The sequence below is a fragment of the Lysinibacillus sp. EB271-A1-10B genome (assembly GCF_058791335.1).
Window position 1 is genome coordinate 245,006 of record NZ_JBYTDL010000004.1, and the last position, 26,790, is coordinate 271,795.

Below are 26,790 nucleotides of genomic sequence, written 5' to 3' on the forward strand. Positions count from 1 at the left end.
TCCCTTACACATCACAAACAAATGCTGTACTTACGCTTATTATACTATAAAAAGGAAGGTTTGGCTTCGTAAAGACGCTTTAATTTATTTGGATCTGGTTTATGTCGATAAATTCAAGAAGTTAGGCGTTAAATCAAATAACCTCTCAATAAAAACAAAAAGCGAAGATATCTATGAAGATTTCTTCGCCATCTTATATATTATTTGCGTTTCTTTTTAGAATAAATCACAAACCAGACAAAGTATAAGATTGTAACTAGTGATAAACCTAATGAAACAAATCTACTTTGCTCATTAGGCAAAACAATATTAAGGACAATAGTTAAAATAATTGCTGGTAGCATCGTACAAAACCAAACTCGTACTGCTTTATTTTTAAATGAAAGTTCAAATCCCTCCATACAATCACCCTATTCATTATTTGTAAACGGCTCTTTATGTGAGATGGCTATTGAAAAGTCATTAATCGCCTTATTTTATCCCTGTTACATTATCAATAGGGGTAGATTTACCATTGATGTGAATATCAATCGTATCAAGGTCCGGATCTAACGTTAATTTATAAACATGTTGTTTTATTGCATTATCCTGTTGATTCGTAACATCTAACTTTATTATCAATGTATCACCTTGCGTTTCAAGGTCTGATGTAACTGTGCCTTTTGACCGAAAAACCACATAAGAAAAATCCTTATCTACTACATTGATTTTTTGAAGTGTATATTTTTCATCTATTACCTTTTGCACTTTATCTGGAACTATCTCAATTTCACTAATACTCAACGTCGATGAATTACATGCTGTTAAAATTAACATTGTCAAAAGCACTAAAAATAACAATTTTTTCAATACTTTTTCACCCACCCTTCAAATACCTGAAAATTCAATCTACAAAATATTGTAACATAGAAAATCATGGATTGGTGAAGGAAAGGGAATTGCTCAACAAATGAAATTGACTGCAGAAGTAATCTAAGCACAAAAAGCCATCAACTTTACCATAACGCTAATTAATTTCAGACAAGTAAAAAACCCCCTGACAGTAAAGTCAGAAGGTTTAAGTTATGGCACTATTAAATAAGCAGATCTATAATCGACTTACATTTATTAAACACCCAAATAGTTGAATAAGCGAGAGTCTACATGTCCACGCTTCTCCCTTGATTAACTTATATCAATTATCGTGAATATGTAGCGTTACTGTCTCTTTTCAACAAATAACAAAATTAGTGTTGCAAATGGACCTAATACAAGAGAAAGTAAAAACCAATTTAACCCTGTTCTATTCTTCCCTTGTGCAAGTGCAGCATTTATCAACGCCAATGTACCCCAACCGACGAAATATTCGTTATTCATCATCTGCCCCCTATCTCTTTTTAACAACACCGATAGTGTACATTTCTCCATAAATTTAATTATAACATATCCAAATGATGTGCTTCTAAAAGGGGTCGAAACTCTTAAGCTCTTATACCGAAGAATGCCGGAAACAAAAAATACCCACCCCATTTGAGATAAATACTTCTTATTTTTTTCTACTCCCATTTCAAAGCACATCTACCACAATACTTTCCCATGATAGCATCTTCCTCTTTAAACATACCCCCAAAACTTGGTAGCTGTATACATCCTCTAAATCAAAAACTGTACGCTGACCTTTTCTAGCCAAATAAAAAACCTCCTAACTAATAAAAGTTAGAAGGTATTTTTATTGGATATTTGGAATGTGTTCTATTCCTTAAATCAAATCAATTACTTGCTTGTCCCCAATACATCATTCTCTTCAAGGAACTTCGTATTGAATTGTGCTGATTTGAAAACATCATTGTTCATCAATGCTTGGTGGAATGGAATTGTTGTATTGATCCCAGGACCAGATACTTCGAATTCGCTAAGCGCACGATTCATTTTCGCAATCGCTTCTTCACGTGTATTTGCATGAACAATTAGTTTTGCAACCATAGAATCATAATATGGCGGGATTGTATAACCAGCATAAACTGCAGAGTCAATACGTACACCGTAGCCACCTGGAGTTACATAAGTATCTACAGTACCAGCTGATGGCATGAAGTTTTTATAAGCATTTTCTGCGTTAATACGGCATTCAATTGCCCATCCATTTAATTGAATATCATCTTGAGTGAAAGGAAGTTTTTCACCAGATGCAATTTTTAATTGTTGTTGCACAAGATCAACACCAGAAATCATTTCTGTTACTGGGTGTTCTACTTGGATACGAGTATTCATTTCCATGAAGTAGAATTTATCTTCTCTATAGTCATAAATAAACTCGATTGTTCCAGCACCTTCATAGTTACAAGCTTGTGCAGCTTTAACGGCAGCCGCACCCATCTCAGCACGACGCTCTGAAGATAGTGCTGGAGACGGAGCTTCCTCTACTAATTTCTGCATACGACGTTGAACTGTACAGTCACGTTCACCTAAATGTACAACGTTACCATAGCCATCCGCTAATACTTGGATTTCACAGTGACGGAAGTACTCGATGAATTTTTCTAAATATACGCCAGGGTTACCGAATGCTGCAGCAGCCTCTTTTTGCGTAATTTCAATGCCTTTTACAAGGTCTTCTTCTGTACGTGCTACACGGATACCTTTACCGCCACCACCAGCAGTTGCTTTGATGATAACTGGGTACCCAATTTTAGCAGCCCATTCTTTACCTGTTTCGATATCTGGAACAATACCAGTACCCGGAACAAGTGGAACATCTGCTGCTTCCATTGTTGTACGTGCAACATCTTTAATACCCATAATTTTAATTGAATCTGATGAAGGTCCAATGAATTTAATGCCTGCGTTTTCACAAGCTTCAGCGAAGTCAGCGTTTTCAGATACGAAACCGTAACCTGGATGGATACCGTCTGCACCTGTTTTTTCTGCTACGCTCAGTAAAGCTGGGAAGCTAAGATATGAATCCTTTGATAACTTTGGTCCGATGCAATATGCTTCGTCTGCTAATTTCACATGTAATGCGTCTGCGTCTGCTTCTGAATATACGGCAACAGATTGAATGCCTAACTCTTTACAAGCACGAATGATACGCACAGCGATTTCGCCGCGGTTTGCAATTAAAACTTTTTTCATAGTTGTGCACTCCTTACTCAGCTTTTACAAGGAATAATGGTTGTCCGTATTCTACTAATTCACCGTCTTTAACAAGTACTTCAACGATTTCCCCTTGAACTTCTGCTTCAATTTCGTTGAAAAGTTTCATAGCTTCTACGATACATACGATTGTTTCATTACCAACTTTGTCCCCCACTTTAACGTAAGCTGGTGAATCTGGGTTTGGAGATTGATAAAAAGTACCGACCATCGGAGATACAATTTTATGTAACGATGGGTCGTTATTTACTGGTGCTGCAGCTGGTGCTTCTTCAGCTTTTGCTGGAGCAGCTGGTGCTACAGGAGCCGCTGCTGGTGCAGATTGTTGTACAACAGGTGCCACTACTTCTTTTTTAGGTGCTACAGTTTCAGTAACAACAACACCATTCTTTTTTAATTTAACTTTTGCCCCATCTGCTTCATAAACGAACTCGTCAATTGAAGAAGAATCTACCAATTTAATGATTTCACGAATTTCTTGAATTTTGAACATTTTCCTAACTCTCCTTATGAAATAAAATCTACTACAAGCACTATTCTATATTTTTTTCGAACAATTTGAAATACTTTAATGCAAATTAAGTAAATATGAACAAAACAAAAGGCTTTCTTTTACTAAACGAAAGCCTTTTCATGATACTGATATATAACAACGATTTCAAATAAACAGAATATTAGTATTTTTCTTGTTATTTTTAATTGTTACTATTTGCACTGAATTTTACTAGGACGTCATTCGCGCCTTCCATTTCTGTTCTCACTAAATAAATAATTTCATTCGCTTGAGCTTTTGATAGCTCCTCCGCCATAACAGTTACCTGTACTTTATCACCGTCTGCTCGTACAAATGCATCGGAGTATCCTAAAGATTTAATAAGCATCTCTAACATTGCTTCAGAGGATTCTTGTTTTATAAGGCTATCCATCTCATTATAAGCTTTACTTTTATCTTCTGCTGAATAATCTTGTGAACCGATTTTCTGCTCTAATTGCGAACGAAGCTGGCTTCTTTCATCACTAACTTGCATGCGCATCTCTTCAAATAAATGGCTTGGAGAAGATACTTCCTTCGTCTCTCCCTCTTTCGTTGCTTCTTGATCAGTCACACCTGATACTGCAGTTTGCTGTAATGCGTCATCTGTGAAAATAGTTAGTCCATTAAATTGTTTTGCTGGATCAACCAAATAATACACTGAAATAACCGCTACTAGACTTAATAATGTCATAAACCAAACTGTTCTTCTACGTACGCGCATTTACTTTTCCTCCTTATTTTCCATTGGAACGATAATAATTCGATGAATCGGTAATTGCATTACTTGACTAACAACCGCACGAATTTCATTTTTAACAAAGATATCTGATGCTCCTTTTGAAACAATTAGTATCCCTGTTACTTCTTTCGTGCCTTGTTCAGTTCCTCGAAAATATTGACTGAAAAGTTGATTGTCATCCTTCTCATCTGTCATATCTCCGTAATAAAAATAGACTTTTACCTCCCCAACACCTTTCATAGCCTTCAATGTCTGTTCAAGTTTTTCTTCATTGGTTTTCGGTGATACTTGCCCATTCGTTGTATTCGTTTGATACATTGGTAAAATGATGAAAATTCCCACGGAGGCAGCGATCAGCATTAAGACTAAAAATGACGTTGTTTTTTTTGGTTTCTTTTCCACATCACTTGTACATTGCCTCCTTTCATCTCTTCTCTTTTTCAAGTGTATGTACGCTTGTTTCCTCCTATGAATTGATAAATGGAATCTTTAATAGCAATTGCAAAAATACTAACGTAATGACAAGCTTTGTAAGTAAAATTATTTCTTTATCGTCTGTTAGAAACACGAATATCTGACAGATAAAGAGAATTGCTAATAAAAGAATCAATTTATCTCCCTCCAGCCATAACTTGCACAAAAACAATGAGGAATAAACAAGAAAACATAAACGAAAAAGCAATTAGAAATGATACAGCACATAATGTAAATAGAGATTTACTAACATGATCTAGAAGTCTACAAATATCATCAAAGGCGATTGGCTCTAAAATAGCAGCTAACATTTTCAACGAATAGGCAGCAACAACAAGCTGCACTGTAGGAATGAACGACACGGTAATAACCGCTATAAACGCAGTAATACTACTAATAGAAGAAGCAAATTGTGTCATATGCTGGAACATTGAAAAACTATCTACTATAAAGGAACCGACAACTGGAATATTTTCCTCTATTAATTTTTTCACAGGCTCTGCAACAGCTGCGTTGACACTAAAAGCAGCAACACCACTCGCCGACATTAAAATGATGTAACAAATAACTGATGCAGAGACGATACTCATAATGGTAAAACGAATCAATTCAGCAATTCTCGTAAACGAAATTTCTTTAACGATGACACTGCAAACATCAAAAACAATGGCAAGAAGCACTCCCGGAATAAGCCATTTACTACTAATAATCGTTAATACTTGTACAAAAAAAAGTAAAAAAGGCTGCCAAGAAGCAATCGCTGTAATGCTGCTTGATAAAAGAAAACTTGAAGTAAGAATGGGATAAAATGCAGTAAAAATATGAGCAAGTCCCTTTGCGATATCGTCTATTAAATTAAATGAATTCACAACGACAGGTCCTATTGTTGCAAGGACTATAAGAAAAAAAAGTATCCTTGTCCCTTTTTCAAATTCTGGTAAAATCATATTGATAATCAAAATAATAATGACATAGCCACATAAAATAAGCGTCATCTTCAGCAATAGAAAGAATGGATCAATTAAAAACGAAAATATTTGCTCTAGCAATGTCTTCGCCCCTTAGTTTAGCCGTTGTAAAATGGCCGACACCTCCTGTAAAACAGCCAAAAACTCCTTAAACCAGTACAACAAAATAACAATTTTGACGCCATCATAGACGATGTGCCCGAGTACTTTATAGTTTTGTTCTACCAGTAACATCGACACCCATTGCCCGATATAAAAAAGGCTAGCACTTACCACAATGGCTTTTGCATAAGGCAAAAATGCTAATGTCTCAAGTAATTGCTTGATGAATGGCAATAAGAGTGTCGAAAACAACATACCGAAAAGCAAAAACGAAAACATTACACTAATTAGCGCATGGAGTGGCTGTATGACTTCTTTTATAAGCAATAATAAAAGCAGCATGACAACAGCAACGATGACAATTTCCATTTACCTACCCTGATGAGGTCAGCCATTGAAAGAATGTGAGGATCTCATTAAAAAATAGACGTAAAAATCGCAGTAATTCCGCTGTCATATATAAATAGGCAATGAAAAATAGGAAAAATGAAAATTCTTTCTTTCCTGTTTGATCAAAGAAGACATGAAGAAGCGCAACTACTAGTCCCACTCCAGCGACTCTTAATACGTCTTGTAATTCCATTTCATACGCCCCCTCGTGTACAGCAATATATGTCGCTACCACACAAAAAAGACCTCCATACTTACGTATAGAGATCTTAGTATTTTTATGAAATTAATGACGCCTCGGCATCATTGCGTTCGGGGTCGGCTTTGCGCAGCCCAAAGCCCCCTTCTTGCTTGCGTAACGCCGGGAGCTGAACTTCTTTCAGTGGATGTTAGACACCTTGCATTTGCTACCACCTATAGTTTCGCTACGAAAACAATTGTAGCTGACGCCTCGCTTTCACTACGAAAACAATTGCTGAAAGAAGTTAAAGTAGCTTTTCAATGATGCTTTTCACAGTACCTGGTTGTTTCACTAAATAACTCTTTTCGCCCATCCACATCGATAAATAGTCGGCTTTACCCTGTTTTGCGCCTTCTTTACGAATAGTTGTAGTTAGATCATTTTGCAATGGATAAGGGGCTACAGTAGCATTCTTCATACGTTCGGTAAAACCATTTGCTAAGCCTCTTGCTGGTTTCCCAGAAAAAGCACGTGTAATCGTCGTTTGTTGTGCTTCCGATTGAAGCAAGGCATTTTTATAAAGAGGTGAAATTTCACACTCATCTGCTACAAGTAAGGCTGTACCAATTTGAACCGCTTGTGCACCCATTGCTAGTGCTTTGCTTACATCTTCCTTTGTAACAATGCCTCCAGCAGCAATAATTGGTATGGAAATTTGCCCTACAACCTGCTGCAGTAAATCATGCAAATCAATTAATTGCATAGGTTCCGTGAAGGAACCACGATGACCACCAGCTTCGCCACCCTGAAGAACAACCGCTTGCATCCCTGCTTGTTCTACACGCTTCGCTTCCTCTAGTGTAGTAGCTGTACCAATAACATAAACTTGGTTGTCCTTTAAACGATGAATGACATCTGCTGAAGGAATACCAAATGTAAAGGAACAAATGGCTACGTTTTCATCAAGAACAGCTTGTACTTGTTCTTCAAATACTTCCTTGGACATGACACTTTGTACAGGTGATAGTCCAAGTTCATCATAAAACGGCTGTAGAGCCATTCGAGCTTTTTGAAGAACATCTATATCAATTCGTGGTTCTTCTTGTACAAATAAATTAATCGCAAATGGCTTTTTCGTTAGCTTTTTAACTTCCTGAATAAAGCTTTTTGTTTGCTCACCATCTAAATAGCCCGCTCCAATCGAGCCTAAAACACCTTGTTCTACACAGGCAGCCACAAATTTTGGCGTAGTTACACCAGCCATTGGCGCCTGTATTATTGGATATGATATTTCAAAAGTTTGTAGCATAGCATTCACTCCTTACTATTATTGTAAACAAATCTTCCAATTATGACCACATTTTAAATAATAGAAACAAATTTTTCTATTAGTAAAAAAGGGAGCTATCTGTACTTTATATGTAAAATAAAAAACCTACCCTTAAAAAAGAGTAGGTCGGATATTTTTATTCATTACCCACGAGAAACGTAAGAACCTTCTTCAGTATTGATAATTAACATGTCACCTTGGTTTACGAAGAATGGCACTTGTACAATAAGACCTGTTTCAAGAGTTGCAGGTTTTGTACCACCTGAAGCTGTATCACCTTTAATACCAGGCTCTGTTTCTGTTACTTCTAGCGTAACAGTGTTTGGTAATTCAACACCTAACATTTCACTTTGGTATGATTGAATATGAACTTCCATGTTTTCTTTTAAGAATTTTAATTCATATTCAATGGCAGCTGAAGCAAGTTCAGTTTGCTCATATGATTCTAAGTCCATGAAAACATGCTCATCACCTTGTGCATAAAGGTATTGCATTTTACGGTTATCGATTTGTGCTTTTTCAACTTTCTCACCAGCACGGAAAGTTTTTTCATTTACTGAACCGTTACGTAGGTTACGTAATTTAGAGCGTACGAACGCAGCACCTTTACCTGGTTTAACGTGTTGGAAATCTAACACGCGATATAATTGGCCATCTACAATAATAGTTAGGCCTGTACGGAAATCGTTTACTGAAATCATTTGTGTTCCTCCATAGTTTACAAAATAATAAGTTCTTTTGACGAATGAGTTAGCAGTTCATTACCTGTCTCTGTGATTAAAATATCGTCCTCGATACGAACACCACCGATTCCTGGTAAATACATTCCTGGTTCAATCGTTACGGCCATACCTGGCTCTAGCACCGCTTCTGAACGCATTGATAAGCCAGGGCCTTCATGTACTTCAAGACCAATCCCATGTCCTAATGAATGACCAAATGCCTCGCCATATCCCTTTTCTTTTAAGTAGTTACGTGCAATCGCATCTGCTTGGATCCCTGTTAAGCCAGGGCCAACCTTTTCAAGTGCTAAAAGCTGGGAAGCAAGTACTGCGTTGTACATATCCACTAATTTTTCAGATGGCTCGCCTACTGCAACAGTACGTGTAATATCCGAGATATAGCCATTGTACAGTGCTCCATAGTCTAATGTGACAAAGTCGCCTTTTTCAATCACTTTATTCGTTGCTACACCATGTGGTAAGGCTGAGCGAAGACCAGACGCAACAATTGTATCAAACGAGGACTGAGTTGCTCCTTGTTTACGCATGAAAAATTCTAATTCATTCGAAACCTCAAGCTCTGTTTTACCTGGCTTGATGAAGTTTAAGATATGTGTAAATGCGTGATCAGCAATTTCACACGCAACCTTAATAATATTAATCTCTTGTTGCGTCTTAATCAAGCGAATTTTTTCAATTAGCCCAGAAATCGGTACTAAATCAGCTTGAATATTATTTTTATATAGCTCATATGTGCCATAGCTAACAGTATCTTTCTCAAAGCCCAATAATTTGATACCCATGTTTTTTACTTGCGTTGCAATTTCTTCAATGATTGTCGCCTCATGTTTGACAATGTGGAAATCCTGTATTTGCGCGGCTGCTTGCTCTGTGTAACGAAAATCCGTGATAAACACAGCATCATTTTGAGACACGATTGCTACGCCCGCTGTCCCTGTAAAACCAGTCATATAACGACGGTTGTATCCGTTCGTAATTAAAATGCCATCGAGATTTTGTTCTTGAAGTGTCTTACGTAGCTTTTGCAATTTCAACATAATCAATTCTCCCTCTCAATAAATGTGCGTAGTGCCAGTTCATAGCCTTTCGTACCTAGTCCAGAGATTTGACCAAGGCATGCCGGAGCGAGATAAGAATGATGACGGAAAGCCTCACGTTTATGGATATTTGAAATATGTACTTCTATGACCGGCACAGAAATCCCTGCAATTGCATCATGTAAAGCTATGCTTGTATGGGTATATGCACCGGGATTAAAGATAATACCATCATATTTTCCATCCTCCGCCTCATGCACCCAATCAACAAGTACCCCTTCATGATTAGATTGACGAAACTCGACAGTAGCACCTAAAGACGCCGCAAGATTCTGAATATTGTTTTTCACATCTTCCAACGTCTCATAACCATAAATATGTGGCTCTCTTTTACCTAGTCGATTTAAGTTAGGTCCATTCAAACATAATAACTTCACGCATATTCGCCTCTTTCTATGTACTTGCCATTATTTTATCATACAAGGAGCATACAGCAACTAATTTCCTTTTTGTGCTGTATGCTCCTTCTGATGAAAGTTTGCAGTTTCAAGCAAGAAACGTAATAGACAAATAACAATGACCATAAAAGGAATCGATAATTTTTTAAAGGAAGAAGATTGTAAAGGTAAATCAAGAACAATCCATTCTAATGTGATTGACACGATAAGGCCGAGCATAAAAGATGAAAGCACAGCTGGGATAATATAAACATATCTCAACGTAATGTATAATAAAAACCCAATCATGAATAAGACTAAAATGAAAAAGCTCCATTGAAATAGTTTTGAACTGCCTTCGAATAAATCCCACTTCTTATAAAAACCTATTGGATTCCATTTAATAAGATGAAAGTAATGAAGCCCCTTTAAACACAATGCTAAAACAAGCGCACCGACTAGCGATGTTATACTAGCTACTCTCAAGTAAAATCCTCCTAACTTGTACTACGAGTTAATTTTTAAACGTTAATCATTCCCTAAACTGTACGATTAGTGTATCCATATAGAAATTTTACTATGCGTAACTCTAGAGGTTTTTCACTAAATTTAGTACAATGGTACAGTTGAAATATATAAAGAGAGTGGTGTTAGCCTTGAGCAATTCACCTGTATACGGGGGACAAGCACAATTAGAGGGTGTAATGTTCGGAGGAAAGGAACATACGATTACTGCCATTCGCCGTAACGATGATTCCATCGATTATTATCATTTTAAAAAAGTTCAAAACCCTATTTTACAAAAGCTTAAAAAAATTCCATTGATACGAGGCGTAGTAGCACTGATTGAATCAGCTGGTTTAGGCTCTCGTCATATGCAATTTTCAGGGGACCGTTACGACGTTACACCTGGCGAAGAAGAAGAGCATAAAGAGGAAGGCTCAAGATTGCAAATGATTTTAGGGGTTGCAGTTGTAGGTATCCTTTCCTTTTTATTTGGTAAATTTGCCTTTACTTTAATTCCAGTATTTATTGCAGATTTTTTCTCTAAATGGATTGAAGGAAAAACTGGCCAAATTTTACTTGAAAGTGGCATAAAGCTACTTCTACTACTTACCTATTTATATTTTATATCTTTAACACCACTTATTAAACGCGTATTCCAATATCATGGTGCAGAACATAAAGTGATTAACTGCTATGAAGCTGGTATGGAAATTACAGTGGAAAATGTACAAGCACAATCACGCTTACACTATCGTTGCGGTAGTAGTTTTATGCTGTTTACCGTGTTTGTCGGCATGTTTTTATATTTCTTCGTGCCAACTGATCCACTTTGGTTACGCATTTTGGACCGTATTCTATTAATTCCAGTAGTTCTTGGGATTTCATTTGAAGTACTTCAAGCTACAAATGCGTGCCGCAATATTCCCGTGTTACGCTTCCTTGGCTATCCAGGCTTATGGCTACAATTACTGACAACACGTGAGCCGAAAGACGACCAAGTAGAAGTAGCCATCGCATCATTCAATATGCTACTTCAAGTAGAGCAACAACCAGAAATCGCAGCTACTTTGAATCATGATTAACAAATCAATTATGCCTCGGAATAATTGATTCTGGAATCGGCTTTGTGCTTAGGCCTGCAGATGTTTTTTGTGCGAAAGCGCAGTGCTAACGTAGCGTCAGCAACATGTTTTTGTTTGTGCGGAAGCGAAGCGTCAGCAACATGTTTTTGTTTGCGAAAGCGAAGCGTCAGCAACATGTTTTTGTCTGTGCGAAAGCGGAGCGACAGCAACATGTTATTGTCTGTGTGAAAGCGAAGCGACAGCAACAACACGAGGGCCGACACGAAGTCGGTCATTTCGGTAATGCCACAGGACGTGGCGCTTTTAGACTGAGTTCCTCTATTTCAGCGGATGTTTGAACAACCGCTGAAAGAAGTTAAAGGGCAAGTCCAACAGATATTTTTCGTTGGACTTGCCCTTTTATGTTAGAGATTCGTTATTATAATGGTTGTACAGAAATTATTTGTTGCTTTGCTTTCTCGTACTCCGCCTCCAATGTTATGAGTATTTCACGAACGGACTCTCGTTTGTCAATATTGGTAATGCCATGTCCAGCTGACCAAATATCTCGCCATGCCTTGATATTAACAAGATGTGTTAAATCAACATCTTCTCTTGGCTTCAATGTCGCTGGATCAATTCCCTCCTTTAATAAGGATGGAATTAACACATTGACATGGACACCGCTAAAAGCATCGGTATATAAAATATCTGAAGTGCCACTTTCAATTACCATGTTTTTGTACGCCTCAGGTGCATCTCCTTCATCACAAGCTAAAAATCGAGTACCCATATAGGCATAGTCTGCTCCCATTATTTGAGTAGCTAGTACGTCCGCACCGCTAGAGATGGAGCCAGATAAAATGATCGTTCCCGTAAAGAATTTCTTAACCGCAGATACAAAGCCAAATGGATTTAGTTGCCCACCATGACCGCCAGCACCTGCACATACAAGAATTAGACCATCTACACCCGTTGCAGCAGACTTTTCGGCATGCTTGACGTTCGCAACATCTGCATAGACCTTCCCACCATAGCCGTGCACAATGTCCATAACTCTCTTTGGATTACCGAGTGAAGTAATGACAATTGGTGGCTGAAATTGTTCAATTAACTGTAAATCTTCTTCAAAACGTGTATTCGCTACAGGATGACAAATAAAATTGACTGCCCATAGCTCAGCAGGTAGCGCCTTTTTTATTTCTTCAAGCCACTCTGCACAAGTTGAAGCCGGTCTTGCATTTAATAACGGAAATGAACCGATAGCCCCTGCTCTACTAGCCTCAATAACCATCTTAGGATTAGAAACTAAAAACATCGGAGCAACCATAATTGGTAAACTAGACATACACCCTCCCCCTTTATACTTATAATATTTCGAGAGATTTCCTGAAAATCCTACTATTTAAATTCAAATTTCAGATTTGACCTCGCATCTTCCGTTGAAATAACAGAGTAGCGATCATAAAAATAATGACCGTATACCCTAAAACGATAGCAAGTGGCACGAAAACATCTGAATATGCTCCACCTAGTACTGCACACGCCGCATGAACAGCATGGACAAATGGCAAAAATTGCGTGATAGATTGAAATGTACCACCTATCATGTCAGGCTTAAACCACGTACCACTAAACCAAGTTGATAAATTGACAAATAGCGCAAAGATACCCCCTACCTGTTTGTCCGTAAAAATCGTGCCTAGTAATAAACCAAAACCAATATACAATTTGGGACCCCTCCTCTCAAAGAGGGCAGCAGTTTTCTAAATGAAGAAAAAATTGCCTACCTATCTTTATAACGAGATAAATGTAACCTTCAAATAAAGTTTGATCATTTTCTAGCTATTAATCTTCAATAATTACAGCCAATCGTCGAAAGTCATTTCAACTAATTAAAAAACCGCCGAAATCCGGCGGCTTATTTATTATTCAATTTTGTATCAATTTTTTCTCATGAATATTCAATTGCAAATTTGCTACATTTTTTATAAATTGTTGATCATGTGAAACAAATAGAATAGTGCCTTCATATCCAGTAATAAAGGTTTCTAATGCTTCTATAGCATAAATATCTAAGAAATTAGTTGGTTCATCTAACAATAGAATATTATATTCACCTAAGAATAGCAGACATAGTTGGAGTCGAATAGCTTCTCCTCCACTTAAAGACTTTACACTTTTTTGTAAATCTGTACCAACAAACTGCATTGAATGTAAAACACTTCGTACAAATGGTTCATCGTATCCTGAACGATTTTTTACGAATTGCATAACTGTTGCATCATTCGTGAAATGGTAACTCATTTGCTTGAAGTACGAAATTATTAGATTATCATCCTTCTTTGCAATAAAGTCTAGCAATGTACTTTTCCCACTGCCATTGCTACCTGTAATCGCAATTTTTTTACCAAGTGGCAGTTGGAAACTAACATCTTCTAATAATAGTTTATTTTCAACTTGAAGTGTAAATCGCTCAACCATAATCGGGAACTTGTTATACAATTCTGTAGCTTTAGATTGACGGAAAACAATAGGTTTATTTTCTCTTACAGCTTCGACTTCCAGAAGTTTTTCCATTCGATTTTTAATAGCTTTAGCAGCACGTTGCATCGCTTTTGCACTCGTACCTTTGGACTTCGTCATAAACGACTTGTTCGGTAAGGCATTCGCTTCCCTTTTAGACATCCGCCCTGCTTGAGCAACCTTTTGAGCTTTTTTCATTTTTTCTTGCGCTGTTTTTTCGAGCCGGCTCTTTTCTTTCACGAACTGTTCATGGGCTTGCTGTTGTTGCTCACGTTCTAACTGCTTTTGAACCACATATTCACTATAATTCCCTAAATAAACTCGGACCTTGCCTTCATGAATTTCCCAAATTGTCGTGACTAGTTCGTCTAATACAGCACGGTCATGACTAATTAATATTAGCGCTCCATAATAATACCGAATTTCCTCTAATAAAAAGGAAATCCCCTCTTGATCCAAATGCGTTGTCGGCTCATCAATTAGTAATGCATCGTAATAGTTGGTAAACAACTGAGCAAACTTCATCCTTGTCTGCTCGCCGCCACTTAAATGAACTGAATCTTTTGGTATATCTAATTTTCCAAGTAATACCGGGTCGGCTCCAAGAGATGTTGGTGCTTCAAGTTGTTCAAAACACCCGGACTCAACATGACGATACACTTTCCCTTTAGTTGGTTGAACCTTACCTGACAATAATTTTAATAGTGTACTTTTTCCTGCACCATTACTACCAACAATCCCAATACGGTCAAATTGGTGAATGGCTAACCGGTCGATCTTTAAGATTTCCTTATCTAAATAGGCTACTTCAACATTTTCTAATTCAAAACAGATTTTTTCCATATTCGCTACCTCCGAAATTTTTATCATTTCGTATCGATAGCAAGGATCGATACGAGCTTGTAAACTAAGCTCGTATCAATAAAAAAGTAGCATACCCATTCAAAATCCCTCCTACATTTAAATAAAATAAAAAATCACAGACGTCCTGTCTGTGATTTAGAGTAAAAGGAATTGCCTATCTTCATGAAAGTAGAGGCTTGAAGGTAACTGTCACCAAATAAGCCTCTCTCTTAGTAAAGGAAAATTACACAAAAATAAAGAAAGGCAGAATAATCCCTTTCTTCAAATTAGATAATTATATTTAAAATGAAGATCATAAAAAAAGGACAGACTTATCCCGCTTACTCTGTGTTATACAAACAGAGTCTTTGACCGTATTGAATTACTGGTTCAAAGTTAGGGACCATAGTCTAGGTATCATTTTTAATAATCCTCCTTACATTTTTAAAGGTACGCTATTTATCGTATAGAGACTTTGAAAAAAAGTCAATGGGAAATTACAGTTACCCACCTTTATTTAAAGTTTGATTGTATTCCACTCTAAATACTTGATTGTACCGCATTAAAAAATGCTATCGTTTTGAATATAGATTGATCAAAACGATAGCTTTCTTTTATTTATAGTTCATACTAAACTTTCCATTTCCTTTTTTGATACATTTTTAACACTTGGGATATTATGAAGATCATACTATTATTCAATAACATTCATTTCTAATTTTTTCTGTACAGCTTTAATCATTCGAGCAGAACCATAGCAAGTTTCTCCATTTTCCATTAGAATTTCTTTCTTTTTTAAGTCCACTTCCTGAATATTGTCGATATTTACTACGTAAGAATTATGGCAACGAATGAAGCCTTCATACTCTTTTTCTATGTCTTTCAGCTTCCCATAAAACTCCACTTGACGATTATCCAAATGTAAAACAACTTTATGTAATGGGGAGGATTCAAAAAACATGATATCATCATAATTGACACTAATAATTTTATCTGCAACTCTTTGAACGAATTTTTTATTGGATGTCTTGTTCATTACTTGCTTTCTTTCATTTGTCACCTTCAAACAGCTAACAATCTTGCTCTGTACAGAATCGACATCATCTTTAATAATAAAATCCATCGCAGCTACTTTATAGATGAAATTTAAATATGTAAGTTCTGAGTGGGTTGTGATAAAAACAATATCACCTATTGGATCAACTTTTCTGATTTCCGCGCCAAGTGTGATACCATTCATCTCATGATTCAAGTCGATATCAAGAAAATATAAACCAGGTCGATTACTCTCCTTAATATAGGCTACTATTTCTTCTGGATCTGCAGTTGTTAGTATCAGTTGCATATCAAGGTTTTCAATCATTATGTAATTTGAAACATACCTGGCTATCTTTTCTCTTTGTTCCTTCTGATCTTCACAAATAAAAACATCTATCATCTCAATCCCTCACTTTAAAATTACAATTTCCTGCTTAAAAAATTCATCCTCTATAACTGTATCCAATTGTGTGTTATTTTCTTGCTCAACCATTTTCTTCAGGCTAGTTAGCCCCAAGCCTCGATTTTCTCCTTTTGTTGAGAAACCTTTTTCGAAATATTGAAAGAGCTTATGTCCAGTATCTCTAAACGTATTCCAAACGACAAAGGACACGGATTGTTCAAACTCCACAAACCCCACTCGAACCGTACCTTTTTCTACTTCTTCTGCTGCTTCAATGGCATTGTCTAAAATAATTCCAATACAGCGGCACAACAGTACACTATCCATATTTAGATAATGAATTTCATTAGGACACTCAAAAACCACATCTATCCCCTTTTCCTGTGCTGTAATCAGTTTGGAGGATACTAAACCTTTCACTTCCGGGATCTTAATTTGGGATAATCCCCTCATTTTAAAATTATTGTCACGAATCTTTTGACTGACGCGCATAATATTGTCATTAAAATAGCTTTCTAAAGCAGTCATATCACGATTGGTGATGTATTCGGACATAGAAGAAAGGATATTGATGTAATCATGGCGGAAAGTTCGCATTTCATTATAGTTTTTTTCCAGCTGTTCGGTATACATTTGTAGACTGTTTAGCTCAATTTCCTTTTCCCTCATCTCAAACTGCTTTCTAAAGGTATACACTAGGAACGACAAACTAACAGCAAAAATAATAAAGTAGATTAATAAGTACAGCGTATTCATCAATACAAGCTTATTTTGATTTCCTGTTAATCGTACATAAACAATTATTGTAAAATAAATCGCATATGTAAAAAGACCGAAGAATGCCGCAATTCGCGTTAAATTCCTATCATCTGCATCCTTCTCAAAAATTCGGATAGTCACTTTTTTCCAAAAGGCTATAAATATAAAGCCAATAATCAGTGTAATAAATTGATGAAGTAATGTCGCTGAAGAAATGACTCCGTTTGTTTCTATAAAGGTAGTACTAATCCCAAAGATTTTTACCATAATGAAAGTTGTTATATGATCAATTAGAATCGTAGCAATCATTATTGTTGATGCGTAGTACAATGCCGGTATCCACTTTAGATATGTATATTTAAACATAGCAAGAACAAACGCAAATATTAATAACGAACCAAAAATATCTAAATACGAATATAGCCCAGCCATAATTAAACTAAACAATATGACCGCAATAATATATTCCTTTCGAAAAAAACGTTTACCTATAACGAAACTTACCAAAATACAATAAAATAAAACCTGAATGAATGCTAATATAGCCACTCACTGACCCTCTTTTCTATATAGTAACTCCACTATAAAGTATACTATAGATAAGTAAATAAAAGGAATCAGAGAAGGCGTGTTAGCGGAAGATAGGAAATTAAAAGAAAGACAAAACCTGACCAAAATTCAAGTTTTATTCCAGCTCTTATATCACTTTTACAAAGCTCTTTCAAAAAATTCATTTAAAACAACAACTCATTATCAAATGGCGTAGAAGACAATATCTACTTATAACGATTCTCACCAAATCGTTGGAACTCATTAAAATCTTTTTTTGAGCTTAATAACAACTAATGAAATAATTAGAAGAAACGATGTGTACCCGATTGAAATCAGCATATCTTGGTTGAATTCAAATGTCTGATTCCAAATTGAAATATACATTTTATTTAAATGATAGAATGGATTCACATAGGATACATATTTCACAAAATTCGGAAGACTCTCCACAGGTACAGAAAATCCGCCAGTGAACATAACAATTTGAAATAAAACAATTGACATAATTAGTGCTGTTTTTACTTCATTGAAGTTTGAATAAATCGCATGAGAATAAACTAACATTATCGCATTAATAAGCAACAAACTTAAATATGAAACTAAGAAATTAACTATAGAAAGTTGCAAATCATAAATAAGTATGCCAATCAATGTTATGAAGACAAACCCTGCAGTTGCAATAATAAATGACTTGGCAATACTGGACATCAGAAGAATTTTATCCGTTATAGGCGTAATGAAAAGTCTTTTTTCAATTCCTTCTGCGCGATTCATTACCTGATCAAAACCAAAGGCAAAAAATACTACTGAAAAACTAATTAGGACAATAAACGATGGTGTATACATTTGAACATAGTTCATTCCTCCGCTATAGGTTGCATTACTGAACATTTGTCCCATTAAAATATATGTCACTGGCGGTACAACAACTGTGAAAACTAAATAAAATAACTCTCTAAAAAACATGATTAAGTCATATTTAATTTGTGTTAATAACATCTTTTCTTCCCCTTATTTAGAAATTTTATCAAGATAAAAACTATTAATAGACTTATAACCTGATTTCAGTATATTTTCTGGCGTATCATATACTTCGGTTACACCATCGTTAATGAATAGAACTTTATCACAGTAGAGTTCGATTTCGTCCATATAATGAGTCGATAAAATCACTGTACTGTCATTTTTTTTTATATATCCTGTGATACTTTCCCATAATACGTTTCGCATATGAGGATCCAGACCGGTAGTCGGTTCATCCAAAATAATCAAACGCGGTTTTGAAGAAAAAGCAATTGCTAAGCTAACCTTTTGCTTCCAACCTCCAGATAAATTATCAAAAAACGTATTTAGATGCTCCTGCAATTCAAATTCTTCGATAATTTCATTTAAATCTACTTTGCTACCATAATAGGCACGAAAAAGATCTAGTAATTCTTTTACTTTTAATTTTTTATAAAACTGTGTAGGCTGAAGTACAGCAGATATATTACTTTTGATTTCTTCTAGCTTAGCTTGATCAACTTCCTTCAAGTTATTACCAAAAACAGCTACCTTGCCGTCATTATAATCTTTGATCGTCATTAAAATTTCCAAGAACGTCGATTTCCCAGCGCCATTTTTACCGATAACACCAATAATTTCTCCTTTTTTAGCAGTAAAGTCTATTCCTTTCAGAACAGCTTTTTTCCCATAGTTCTTTGTTAATTTTTCTACCTTTACGTTGTAATCCTGCATGGTTCACCCTCCTAATTTACATACAAACTATAACTCGAGAATTCTACTGTTTTTCATTCCATGCATACAATCTACTCCTCTATACTTAGATGTCTAAAGTATTTGATTTAGGTGTTCTATTTTTATTCCTAACTGTCAACAAGATTCCCTGTGGCAGCTATTTGAACAGGTAGACTGCTTTATGATTAGGAAATTACCTTCTCCTTTAAGTGTTCTGTAAAACTCTAATAAACCATCTACTTTTCACAAAGAGGTTATGAAGGGATACTTCACGTTTCTGTCAGACCTCCACAGATAAGCACATACACTTTCACACCATCTACCCACCTTATTTATCCTATACGGTTTTCAAAAGAAAGCGCTTTGTTTTATCGAGCTTACTCAATCGGATCAAGCCTTATATATGTAGTAGTGTTCCTCGGACAGGTGTGTTACTTCCTTCAGAGATTGGAACCTGCACCCTAAAGTTCATGCGCAAGCTACGCACATCACTAAAAAAAGCACCAACAAGATGCTGATACTTAGGTCTGTTAAATGCATAATCAAATGGTTTTTTATTAAATTGATAGAAATTCATGCTGTCTATTTGTTTTAAAATCTTTAAACGAGCGGACCTTCCTAACTATGAAACATCCTGAAGTTTTGCTGCGGCATATAATCCGTATCCACTTTATAATCGTGCCTGATCATGAAAGTAGTAGGGATTTGTCATATTGAGGGCCGAAAACAAATTTTTTCACGGCTCAAACCCAGCCTGGCTCACATAAACGTTATTTTCCGGAAAGATTTCAATGAATCGGTTATATGCTTTTTTAATCACATGTGGTCCATACCATTCTTCTAAACCAAGCTGGGCATATTTTTTTTCAAGACCTAGTTTTCTTGTGCGTTTGCCACCACTACCATCGCCCATGAAGTAGTCATCAATACAAATCCGATCGACGAATGGCTTCAATTTCATAGGGAAATATTCTCCACTCGGTAAGATGGGGGCTATAGCAACTTGCGTCGGTATTTCAGCAGCCGCTAATTGTTCCAATGTCTTAAAGCGTGCCGGGATTGGAGGTGCCTTTGGCGTAAAATGTTTACGGATTGTTTCCGAATCTGTCTCAATAGTCATACTTACTCGAACTCTATCTTTAAAATGTTGCAGCAAATCGATATCTCGGCTTACAAGTGGGCTTCTAGTCTGTACTAATAGGAAGTCAGGAGGATCTTCTACCATAACTTCTAGTAAAGATCGCGTCACTTTCTCCTTATGCTCTATTGGTTGATACGGGTCTGTACTTGATGACATAAAAATGGATACATTCCCTTTGGCTTTGGCGCGACGAAGCTCCTTTTTTAATAAATTCGCAGCTCCGTTTTTAACATCGACCCAATTTCCCCATTCCCCTTCTCGAAAAAGAGATACAGGCATTTCGCGTACATAACAATAGGAACACCCAAATGAACAGCCTGTATAAGGATTTAGTGAATGCGTATATCCTGAAAGGAAGCCAGTTCCTTTATTCAGAATCGTTTTCGGATTTTTATAGAATAATTCACTTTTCATGACGAAACCTCCATTCATTGTAGGGCAATAATTACTCATTGCTTGACGAAGCTTGCTTTTCTAGATCCAGTAGCAATGTCTTCATTTCTATTCCGCCCCGATAGCCGGTTAATGAGCCATTCTTCCCTATTACACGATGACACGGTACAGTAATTAATACCGGATTAGCCCCAATAGCCGCTCCTACAGCACGAACAGCTGCTGGTTTATTTATATCATGTGCAATGTCGGAATAAGATTTCGTCTGTCCATAAGGAATTTCACAAAGTGCATTCCAGACTGCTAGCTGAAATTGCGTACCTACGTACTCAAATGGAACAGTAAAGGTTTTCTGCTTCCCTTCTAGATACTGAGTGATTTCAACGACATAGGGTTCAAGCTTTGCATCATCTTCAACAAGAGGACTTCCTGGAAGGCGTTTCTTAGCCCATTCGAACAATTCCTCGAATGGTTTGTTCTGTGAACCTACAAACACAAGCCCCTTTGAAGTTGAAGCAATATAAAAATTCCAATCCTTAAACTTTAGTAAAGACCAATAAAGGGTTGGTTTATTCTTTGTTTCCATAGCACTTTTCCTCCATTTTACTCATTTGACGAAATTGCGCTGGTGTCTGTCCAGTTTTCTTTTTAAATAAAGTTATAAAATAAGGTGTGTTAGTCATACCCACACATATGGCGATATCTCCAATCGCTTTATTTGTCTGAATCAAATACTTTTTAGCCGCGTGTACTCTAACTTGTTGTATATACTCAACCGGCGTAATCCCTTTAATCCTTTTAAATGTTCGATGCAAATGATACGGACTCCCATGACAAATAGTTGCTATCGATTCTAGCGTTAATTTTTCTGTGAAATTTTTATCAATGTATTCAGTAATTAAATCAACCCACTCGCTATCAGGTAGATTTTCATTAGTGGGTTTGCAACGTTTACAAGGACGAAAATTTGCGCGGAGAGCTTGTTCTGCGTTTGCAAAAATGCATACATTTTCTTTTTTCGGAACGCGAGATTTACAGGATGGTTTACAAAATATTCCTGTTGATTTTACAGCGTAGAAAAATTGATTATTGAACGTTGCATCATTATTTATAATTGCTTGCCACTTTTCATCTGTTATCATTTCTACATCATTTGAAATTCTATGTCCGTTATTAATACTTTCCGGCATTGAGCTCACCTCTCCTTACAATATACTCCCTATAAATTCAGAATGTATAGTTCTGGGAATGGAATAGCAATATATTGAAGTTTATTTTTTTATTTAGAATCGTGAAAAATAATTCCAAGACCGTATCGTTCTCCAGAAGTAACCGTGCTTATTCCGTGACGAACCGTATTTTTATAATATCCTTTTTTACCTAGAACAGGTCTATAGTTAGTAGTAAAAATCAGCGCACTACCTTGTTCTAAAGTAATGACATGTCCCCTACTCTGAGCACGAGGAATTTGTTCCACTAACAGAGATTCTCCACGGCAAAAGTCCTTTTCACGTTGATTTAATACAAATACTACTTGAAACGGGAAAAATATGTCTCCATATCAATTACGCTTGGCGTAATTGCGTCCGGATTTTGAATTGTGCCATCACAATTCATTCCTTTGAAAATCCGTGACATCCGCCGGAGGCATTTATCTTTATTCAGTAGGTGTTTGGACACCCACTGAATAGGTACCAAAATCGCATTTATCTCACCACCTATAGAGGTGGGAGTATTCTGCTGAATAAAGATAAATCTTGATGCAAACAATTAAACCCGCCTGTTTCATACTTTAATAGTAAAGGTGTCGGTCTAGTTTGATCATATTTTTCACAGGTGTTCAAAAAATCTTGAAGATGATCTGGAAACTGTTCTGTTTTCTTTAAATAACCTAACCAGCGATTAGCTGTTTTGGCCAACTCTACATAAAAGGACTCTCTTAAACTTTGGAGGATTTCAGGTAATGGATAGGAAAAATATTTGTACTCCCCATTTCCAAAGCGATATCTCGTCATATTGATTGTCGTTCTGTATGGCTCTTCCTCACAATACAATCCTTTGAAGAATTCACATTCCTCTTTCGTTAAAATCACTGGAAGCTTTGCAAATCCTTGCTCATCTAATTCACGTTGAATTGAATCCCAATTTAAGCTCTCGACACGTGTTTTTATATGTTGGACCATTTTTATCAACTCCTATTTTGCATTCTTGATAACTAACACTATAACCTCATAAATAAAAAAAAATAAGGTGTTTAGAATGTAATAGCAAGATAACAAAATTAGGGAAGATTATTATGTGATAAAGTAAAATTACAGTCAGTGTGAGTTTTCTACAGTATAAAAAAATCGGAATAAGATGAGGAGAATGAAAAGTGATATGGCATGAAATCAATGATGTTATTGTAATTGCATTACCTGAAAACTTCGACATGAATGCTAACGTAGGCTATCTAACAAGAGAAAAAAATGAATGCATGTATGAAATAGAGAACGATATCATTACAAAAGTTATAGCCATTGGGGAAATTCGATCCTTAGTACAGGTAAGCGTAATCAATAATAAACAAATGGTTGTTCAATTCCTAAATGATACGAGACCTATTGAAAAGTGGAAACGGGAAGAGATTGTAAAATATATTTATGAATGGTTTGATCTTGATAACGATTTAACGCCATTTTATGAAATGGCGAAAGTAGACCCATTACTTAAAATGCCTGCCAAAAAATTCTATGGATTGCGAGTTATCGGCATTCCCGATTTATTTGAAGCTTTATGTTGGGGCGTTTTAGGGCAACAAATTAACTTAGCCTTCGCGTACTCCTTAAAGAAGCAATTTGTAGAAAGATTTGGCGATTCCATCGATTGGAATGGTAAAAAGTATTGGGTGTTCCCAACGTACGAACGAATTGCACAATTAACACCTACCGACCTAGCACATATTAAAATGACGGTAAAAAAAAGTGAATATATTATTGGAATTGCTAAATTAATGGCAAGTGGAGAATTATCGAGGGAAAAACTAATAAAAATGAACTTTAAAGATGCTGAAAAAAACTTAATTAAAATACGAGGAATCGGTCCTTGGACAGCCAATTATGTTTTAATGCGCTGCCTCAGGTTCCAGACAGCTTTTCCAATCGATGATGTAGGCCTTATTAATTCGATAAAAATATTACGTAATATGGAGCGCAAGCCTACGAAAGATGAAATCTTAGAATTATCGCTTCCATGGGAAAACTGGGAATCATACGCTACCTTTTATTTATGGCGTGTCCTCTACTGATCTTTAATTTTAAACCAAGGTGGATCATCTGCCCTACTGCCTGTTCCTTGACCCTCTTTAAACCAACTCGACACAAAAACGCCCCTTTAGATAATCATATCCAAAGGGGCAAAGCTTCGCGAGTTTATTTTAAACACCGCATCTTTTTTATAAACGGTTTATAGGCCACATTTTAACTGTGCTGCACAGTTTGTACATGTATTACAGCCACCGATTTCTTCTACAGTTCCTTTACGGCATACAGGACAAGTATTCCCTACATCCGAACCAATAACTGTTGTCGATTCTAATGCTTGAATCGTATCTACTAATACAACTGGACGCTTCGTTGGTACTTCTACTAAATCTTCCTCAAATGACAGTTGATCCATATCATTTTCTTCAGCCTTTAGTGTCAGTACTTGTGAATCACGGCTACCATCTACATAGACCGTACCACCTTTAGCGCCACCATTATATAAACGCTCGTATACTTTTTCAACCTGTTGTACTGTATAACCTTTTGGTGCGTTTACAGTTTTTGAAATAGATGAATCAATCCATTTTTGGATGATACATTGTACATCAGCATGTGCCTCTGGTTTTAACTCCATCGCCGTAACGAACCAATCAGGAAGGTTATTCTCATCTACTTCCGGATGACGTTCTAAATATTCATGTACGATTTCTGCTTTTACCTCGATGAATTTACCTAGGCGACCAGAACGGTAATAGGTGAATGAGAAGTATGGCTCAAGACCTGTTGCCACGCCAACCATTGTACCAGTCGAACCAGTTGGAGCTACTGTTAGTAAATGTGAGTTGCGAATACCTGTTGCTAAAATTTGCTCTTTAATATGCGCAGGCATTTTTTGCATAAAGCCAGTTTCAGTGAATGCTTTACGTAAACGTGCTGTCTCTTCCTCTGTTGCTCCTACAAGGAATGGAAAGCTGCCGCGTTCTTTAGCAAGTTCTGTGGAAGCTTCATAAGCAGTCTCAGCAATCGTTTTAAAGATTTCATCAACTAGCTCATTACCTGCTTCTGAGCCATATTCTTTCTCACAATAAATTAGTAAGTCCGCTAAGCCCATTACGCCTAAGCCAACACGACGCTCTCCTAGAGCTTGTACACGGTTTTCTTCTAAGAAGTATGGTGTAGCATCAATTACATTATCTTGCATACGAACACCAACACGAACTGTTTCACGAAGTGCTTCGAAATCAATCGTTTGATCTTCTTTATTCGCAAACTGCGCTAAGTTCACAGCTGCTAAGTTACACACAGAATATGGTGCGAGTGGTTGTTCCAATTATTGTTATCCTAAAGGCTTTTTATCCTCTAGTTCTTACAGTTCAATTCCTGTAAGTTCAGCATACATTTTCATTACACACTTTTTTCATAAACCTAAGTAGTTCTTTTCTTCCTCTATCTCCCCCAAAGATTGATTTCGAAATTACTCTAAAATCTTTAACTCCAAATTCTTGATAAATGCTTTCGATTAATGGTTGGAGAGTTGATTTTATTTGATTAAAGGGGGTTGCAGTTATAATTTCTTGATTGTCGATTGCCCATTTAATTACTGTCTGTTTAATTTCTTGATGAATTTTTGCTCGCTTTTCAACATAAGTTTGTGTGGCAACTTGAATATTTGAACTTCCAGCGCATGATTGAGTACAAAACCATTTGGATGAAGAAACAATAACTTCAAACTTGCTCCCACAACTTTTACAGATTCTTTGTTCCCTAGGTTTCTTTTGCTTACCCTTTTGAGCCAAGCCAGATTTTCTTAAACCTTCAATCATTCTTGCTTTCGCCGGACTATTAGATTCCCACAATCGCTTTGTATGCTGTCCAATTATTTTTTTAGTATGCTCATTATGTTGTTGATTGAAATGAGCATTGAACTTACCATAATTAGCTTTGTTTATTGTTGTATTTTTTGATTCTATCCATTCTGTTATCGTTGAAGTTAACGAAAATGGTACAAGTTTATACATTTCGAGCAATTCTTCATAAGAAATTAATTCGCAATTAATATCATAAGTTGTCTCAATAACCTTTAAAGCTTCTAGAGCTTTTTCTTTCGCCGTAATATCGCGAGACTTAATTTCAACAATCTTTATAATATCACCGTTATCATTATAGAAGAAAAAATCAGGTTTATAAAATTTGAATCCAATATTAAATACTTTGTCTTCATAGCCCCAAGAAATTGAATGATAATCTAGAAATTTGGCATATGCACACTCATATGAACTTCTTAAATAGTATGATTTATAAAAACCTGCATAACCTCTGTTCATTTGATTACAGCCTTTCTCTAATTAGGCCAGTCTATTGTTATGTGTAATGTTGCGGTCTCGTGCCCGGGTTATAGTCTACTAAGTAGGATCACCGGGTATGCGTTGCCCCTGACTGAAGTTTTACCTTTAGCCTTCGGTTCGGATTAGCATCTCAGCCTTCCCGCTTTATCCCGCAATTTTTAACGTGAGGCGA

31 protein-coding genes and 3 pseudogenes are annotated in these 26,790 nt (G+C 36.3%); 3 read left to right on the plus strand and 31 right to left on the minus strand.

Annotated features, from left to right (window positions below):
- Positions 1-200: 200 nt before the first annotated feature.
- The 17 genes from AC3WSK_RS08530 to AC3WSK_RS08610 form a co-directional block, all read right to left on the minus strand.
- Positions 201-401 (minus strand): hypothetical protein, encoded by a 201-nt coding sequence (locus tag AC3WSK_RS08530; RefSeq protein WP_079561807.1) that lies wholly within the window; start codon positions 399-401, stop codon positions 201-203.
- A 70-nt stretch (positions 402-471) separates the two neighbouring features.
- Positions 472-864: a peptidylprolyl isomerase gene (locus tag AC3WSK_RS08535; protein ID WP_492412044.1), complete on the minus strand. Its 393-nt coding sequence runs from the start codon at positions 862-864 to the stop codon at positions 472-474.
- Positions 865-1,197: 333 nt separating this feature from the next.
- A complete protein-coding gene (locus AC3WSK_RS08540) occupies positions 1,198-1,356 on the minus strand; it encodes a hypothetical protein (protein WP_170938972.1) in 159 nt (52 codons plus the stop codon).
- A gap of 190 nt (positions 1,357-1,546) precedes the next feature.
- Positions 1,547-1,669 (minus strand): hypothetical protein, encoded by a 123-nt coding sequence (locus AC3WSK_RS08545; RefSeq protein WP_276207755.1) that lies wholly within the window; start codon positions 1,667-1,669, stop codon positions 1,547-1,549.
- Positions 1,670-1,752: 83 nt separating this feature from the next.
- Complete coding sequence (gene accC / locus AC3WSK_RS08550) at positions 1,753-3,111, minus strand: acetyl-CoA carboxylase biotin carboxylase subunit (protein WP_427484155.1); 1,359 nt, start codon at positions 3,109-3,111, stop codon at positions 1,753-1,755.
- A gap of 13 nt (positions 3,112-3,124) precedes the next feature.
- Complete coding sequence (gene accB / locus AC3WSK_RS08555; RefSeq protein WP_427484154.1) at positions 3,125-3,625, minus strand: acetyl-CoA carboxylase biotin carboxyl carrier protein; 501 nt, start codon at positions 3,623-3,625, stop codon at positions 3,125-3,127.
- A gap of 202 nt (positions 3,626-3,827) precedes the next feature.
- On the minus strand, positions 3,828-4,388 hold the full coding sequence (locus AC3WSK_RS08560) for a SpoIIIAH-like family protein (RefSeq protein ID WP_079561812.1): 561 nt from the start codon (positions 4,386-4,388) through the stop codon (positions 3,828-3,830).
- Positions 4,389-4,850, minus strand: a complete 462-nt coding sequence (locus AC3WSK_RS08565) for a SpoIIIAG-related protein (protein WP_386827323.1) — start codon at positions 4,848-4,850, stop codon at positions 4,389-4,391.
- A gap of 22 nt (positions 4,851-4,872) precedes the next feature.
- Entirely contained in the window at positions 4,873-5,016 is a 144-nt protein-coding gene (locus AC3WSK_RS08570) for a hypothetical protein (protein WP_170938973.1), read from the minus strand.
- Between the two features lies 1 nt (position 5,017).
- Positions 5,018-5,929: a stage III sporulation protein AE gene (locus AC3WSK_RS08575; RefSeq protein WP_079561814.1), complete on the minus strand. Its 912-nt coding sequence runs from the start codon at positions 5,927-5,929 to the stop codon at positions 5,018-5,020.
- 12 nt (positions 5,930-5,941) lie between these two features.
- The gene (locus AC3WSK_RS08580) at positions 5,942-6,319 is read right to left on the minus strand and encodes a hypothetical protein (RefSeq protein ID WP_079561815.1); all 378 of its coding nucleotides are present in this window, start codon (positions 6,317-6,319) and stop codon (positions 5,942-5,944) included.
- Between the two features lie 4 nt (positions 6,320-6,323).
- Positions 6,324-6,533, minus strand: coding sequence for a hypothetical protein (locus AC3WSK_RS08585; RefSeq protein ID WP_012295089.1), 210 nt, complete (start codon positions 6,531-6,533; stop codon positions 6,324-6,326).
- Positions 6,534-6,825: 292 nt separating this feature from the next.
- Complete coding sequence (locus AC3WSK_RS08590) at positions 6,826-7,830, minus strand: NAD(P)H-dependent flavin oxidoreductase (RefSeq protein WP_427484153.1); 1,005 nt, start codon at positions 7,828-7,830, stop codon at positions 6,826-6,828.
- A 164-nt stretch (positions 7,831-7,994) separates the two neighbouring features.
- Positions 7,995-8,552, minus strand: a complete 558-nt coding sequence (gene efp, locus AC3WSK_RS08595) for an elongation factor P (RefSeq protein ID WP_079561818.1) — start codon at positions 8,550-8,552, stop codon at positions 7,995-7,997.
- 17 nt (positions 8,553-8,569) lie between these two features.
- Entirely contained in the window at positions 8,570-9,631 is a 1,062-nt protein-coding gene (locus AC3WSK_RS08600; protein ID WP_492412040.1) for a M24 family metallopeptidase, read from the minus strand.
- A gap of 2 nt (positions 9,632-9,633) precedes the next feature.
- Positions 9,634-10,068 carry a type II 3-dehydroquinate dehydratase gene (gene aroQ / locus AC3WSK_RS08605; protein ID WP_079561820.1) on the minus strand — a complete coding sequence of 145 codons (435 nt, stop codon included), beginning with the start codon at positions 10,066-10,068 and terminating at the stop codon, positions 9,634-9,636.
- A gap of 60 nt (positions 10,069-10,128) precedes the next feature.
- Positions 10,129-10,554 (minus strand): hypothetical protein, encoded by a 426-nt coding sequence (locus tag AC3WSK_RS08610; protein WP_079561821.1) that lies wholly within the window; start codon positions 10,552-10,554, stop codon positions 10,129-10,131.
- 131 nt (positions 10,555-10,685) lie between these two features.
- Here AC3WSK_RS08610 and AC3WSK_RS08615 point away from each other — a divergent pair, with 131 nt between their 5' ends.
- Entirely contained in the window at positions 10,686-11,657 is a 972-nt protein-coding gene (locus AC3WSK_RS08615; RefSeq protein ID WP_170938974.1) for a DUF1385 domain-containing protein, read from the plus strand.
- Positions 11,658-11,797: 140 nt separating this feature from the next.
- Entirely contained in the window at positions 11,798-11,995 is a 198-nt protein-coding gene (locus AC3WSK_RS08620) for a hypothetical protein (protein WP_079561823.1), read from the plus strand.
- Between the two features lie 80 nt (positions 11,996-12,075).
- Here AC3WSK_RS08620 and AC3WSK_RS08625 read toward each other — a convergent pair whose 3' ends face one another.
- The 12 genes and pseudogenes from AC3WSK_RS08625 to AC3WSK_RS08680 form a co-directional block, all read right to left on the minus strand.
- The gene (locus tag AC3WSK_RS08625) at positions 12,076-12,984 is read right to left on the minus strand and encodes an NAD(P)H-dependent flavin oxidoreductase (protein ID WP_079561824.1); all 909 of its coding nucleotides are present in this window, start codon (positions 12,982-12,984) and stop codon (positions 12,076-12,078) included.
- A 70-nt stretch (positions 12,985-13,054) separates the two neighbouring features.
- Positions 13,055-13,366, minus strand: a complete 312-nt coding sequence (locus AC3WSK_RS08630; protein ID WP_492412037.1) for a hypothetical protein — start codon at positions 13,364-13,366, stop codon at positions 13,055-13,057.
- Positions 13,367-13,568: 202 nt separating this feature from the next.
- Positions 13,569-15,005, minus strand: coding sequence for an Msr family ABC-F type ribosomal protection protein (locus AC3WSK_RS08635; protein ID WP_492412035.1), 1,437 nt, complete (start codon positions 15,003-15,005; stop codon positions 13,569-13,571).
- A gap of 694 nt (positions 15,006-15,699) precedes the next feature.
- A complete protein-coding gene (locus tag AC3WSK_RS08640; RefSeq protein WP_079561827.1) occupies positions 15,700-16,443 on the minus strand; it encodes a LytR/AlgR family response regulator transcription factor in 744 nt (247 codons plus the stop codon).
- Between the two features lie 9 nt (positions 16,444-16,452).
- The gene (locus AC3WSK_RS08645) at positions 16,453-17,754 is read right to left on the minus strand and encodes a sensor histidine kinase (RefSeq protein ID WP_139376971.1); all 1,302 of its coding nucleotides are present in this window, start codon (positions 17,752-17,754) and stop codon (positions 16,453-16,455) included.
- Between the two features lie 264 nt (positions 17,755-18,018).
- Positions 18,019-18,756 carry an ABC transporter permease gene (locus AC3WSK_RS08650; RefSeq protein ID WP_079561828.1) on the minus strand — a complete coding sequence of 246 codons (738 nt, stop codon included), beginning with the start codon at positions 18,754-18,756 and terminating at the stop codon, positions 18,019-18,021.
- 12 nt (positions 18,757-18,768) lie between these two features.
- Positions 18,769-19,494 (minus strand): ABC transporter ATP-binding protein, encoded by a 726-nt coding sequence (locus AC3WSK_RS08655; protein ID WP_079561829.1) that lies wholly within the window; start codon positions 19,492-19,494, stop codon positions 18,769-18,771.
- Between the two features lie 736 nt (positions 19,495-20,230).
- Positions 20,231-21,049 carry an SPL family radical SAM protein gene (locus AC3WSK_RS08660; protein WP_079561830.1) on the minus strand — a complete coding sequence of 273 codons (819 nt, stop codon included), beginning with the start codon at positions 21,047-21,049 and terminating at the stop codon, positions 20,231-20,233.
- Positions 21,050-21,080: 31 nt separating this feature from the next.
- Positions 21,081-21,614, minus strand: coding sequence for a methylated-DNA--[protein]-cysteine S-methyltransferase (adaB, locus tag AC3WSK_RS08665; RefSeq protein WP_079561831.1), 534 nt, complete (start codon positions 21,612-21,614; stop codon positions 21,081-21,083).
- On the minus strand, positions 21,598-22,218 hold the full coding sequence (locus AC3WSK_RS08670; RefSeq protein WP_079561832.1) for a bifunctional transcriptional activator/DNA repair enzyme AdaA: 621 nt from the start codon (positions 22,216-22,218) through the stop codon (positions 21,598-21,600). Before AC3WSK_RS08670 ends, adaB begins: the two co-directional genes overlap by 17 nt.
- Before the next feature lie 89 nt (positions 22,219-22,307).
- Positions 22,308-22,589, minus strand: a pseudogene (locus tag AC3WSK_RS08675) (2OG-Fe(II) oxygenase); the annotation flags it as partial.
- Positions 22,590-22,779: 190 nt separating this feature from the next.
- Positions 22,780-23,211, minus strand: a pseudogene (locus AC3WSK_RS08680) (2OG-Fe(II) oxygenase); the annotation flags it as partial.
- A 191-nt stretch (positions 23,212-23,402) separates the two neighbouring features.
- Between AC3WSK_RS08680 and AC3WSK_RS08685 the strand changes: the two are divergent.
- Positions 23,403-24,314: a DNA glycosylase gene (locus tag AC3WSK_RS08685; protein WP_079561833.1), complete on the plus strand. Its 912-nt coding sequence runs from the start codon at positions 23,403-23,405 to the stop codon at positions 24,312-24,314.
- A 158-nt stretch (positions 24,315-24,472) separates the two neighbouring features.
- Here AC3WSK_RS08685 and AC3WSK_RS08690 read toward each other — a convergent pair.
- Positions 24,473-25,600 (minus strand): annotated as a pseudogene (locus AC3WSK_RS08690) (ribonucleotide reductase barrel domain-containing protein); the annotation flags it as partial.
- 61 nt (positions 25,601-25,661) lie between these two features.
- A complete protein-coding gene (locus AC3WSK_RS08695) occupies positions 25,662-26,597 on the minus strand; it encodes a restriction endonuclease (RefSeq protein ID WP_492412031.1) in 936 nt (311 codons plus the stop codon).
- Positions 26,598-26,790: the final 193 nt, after the last annotated feature.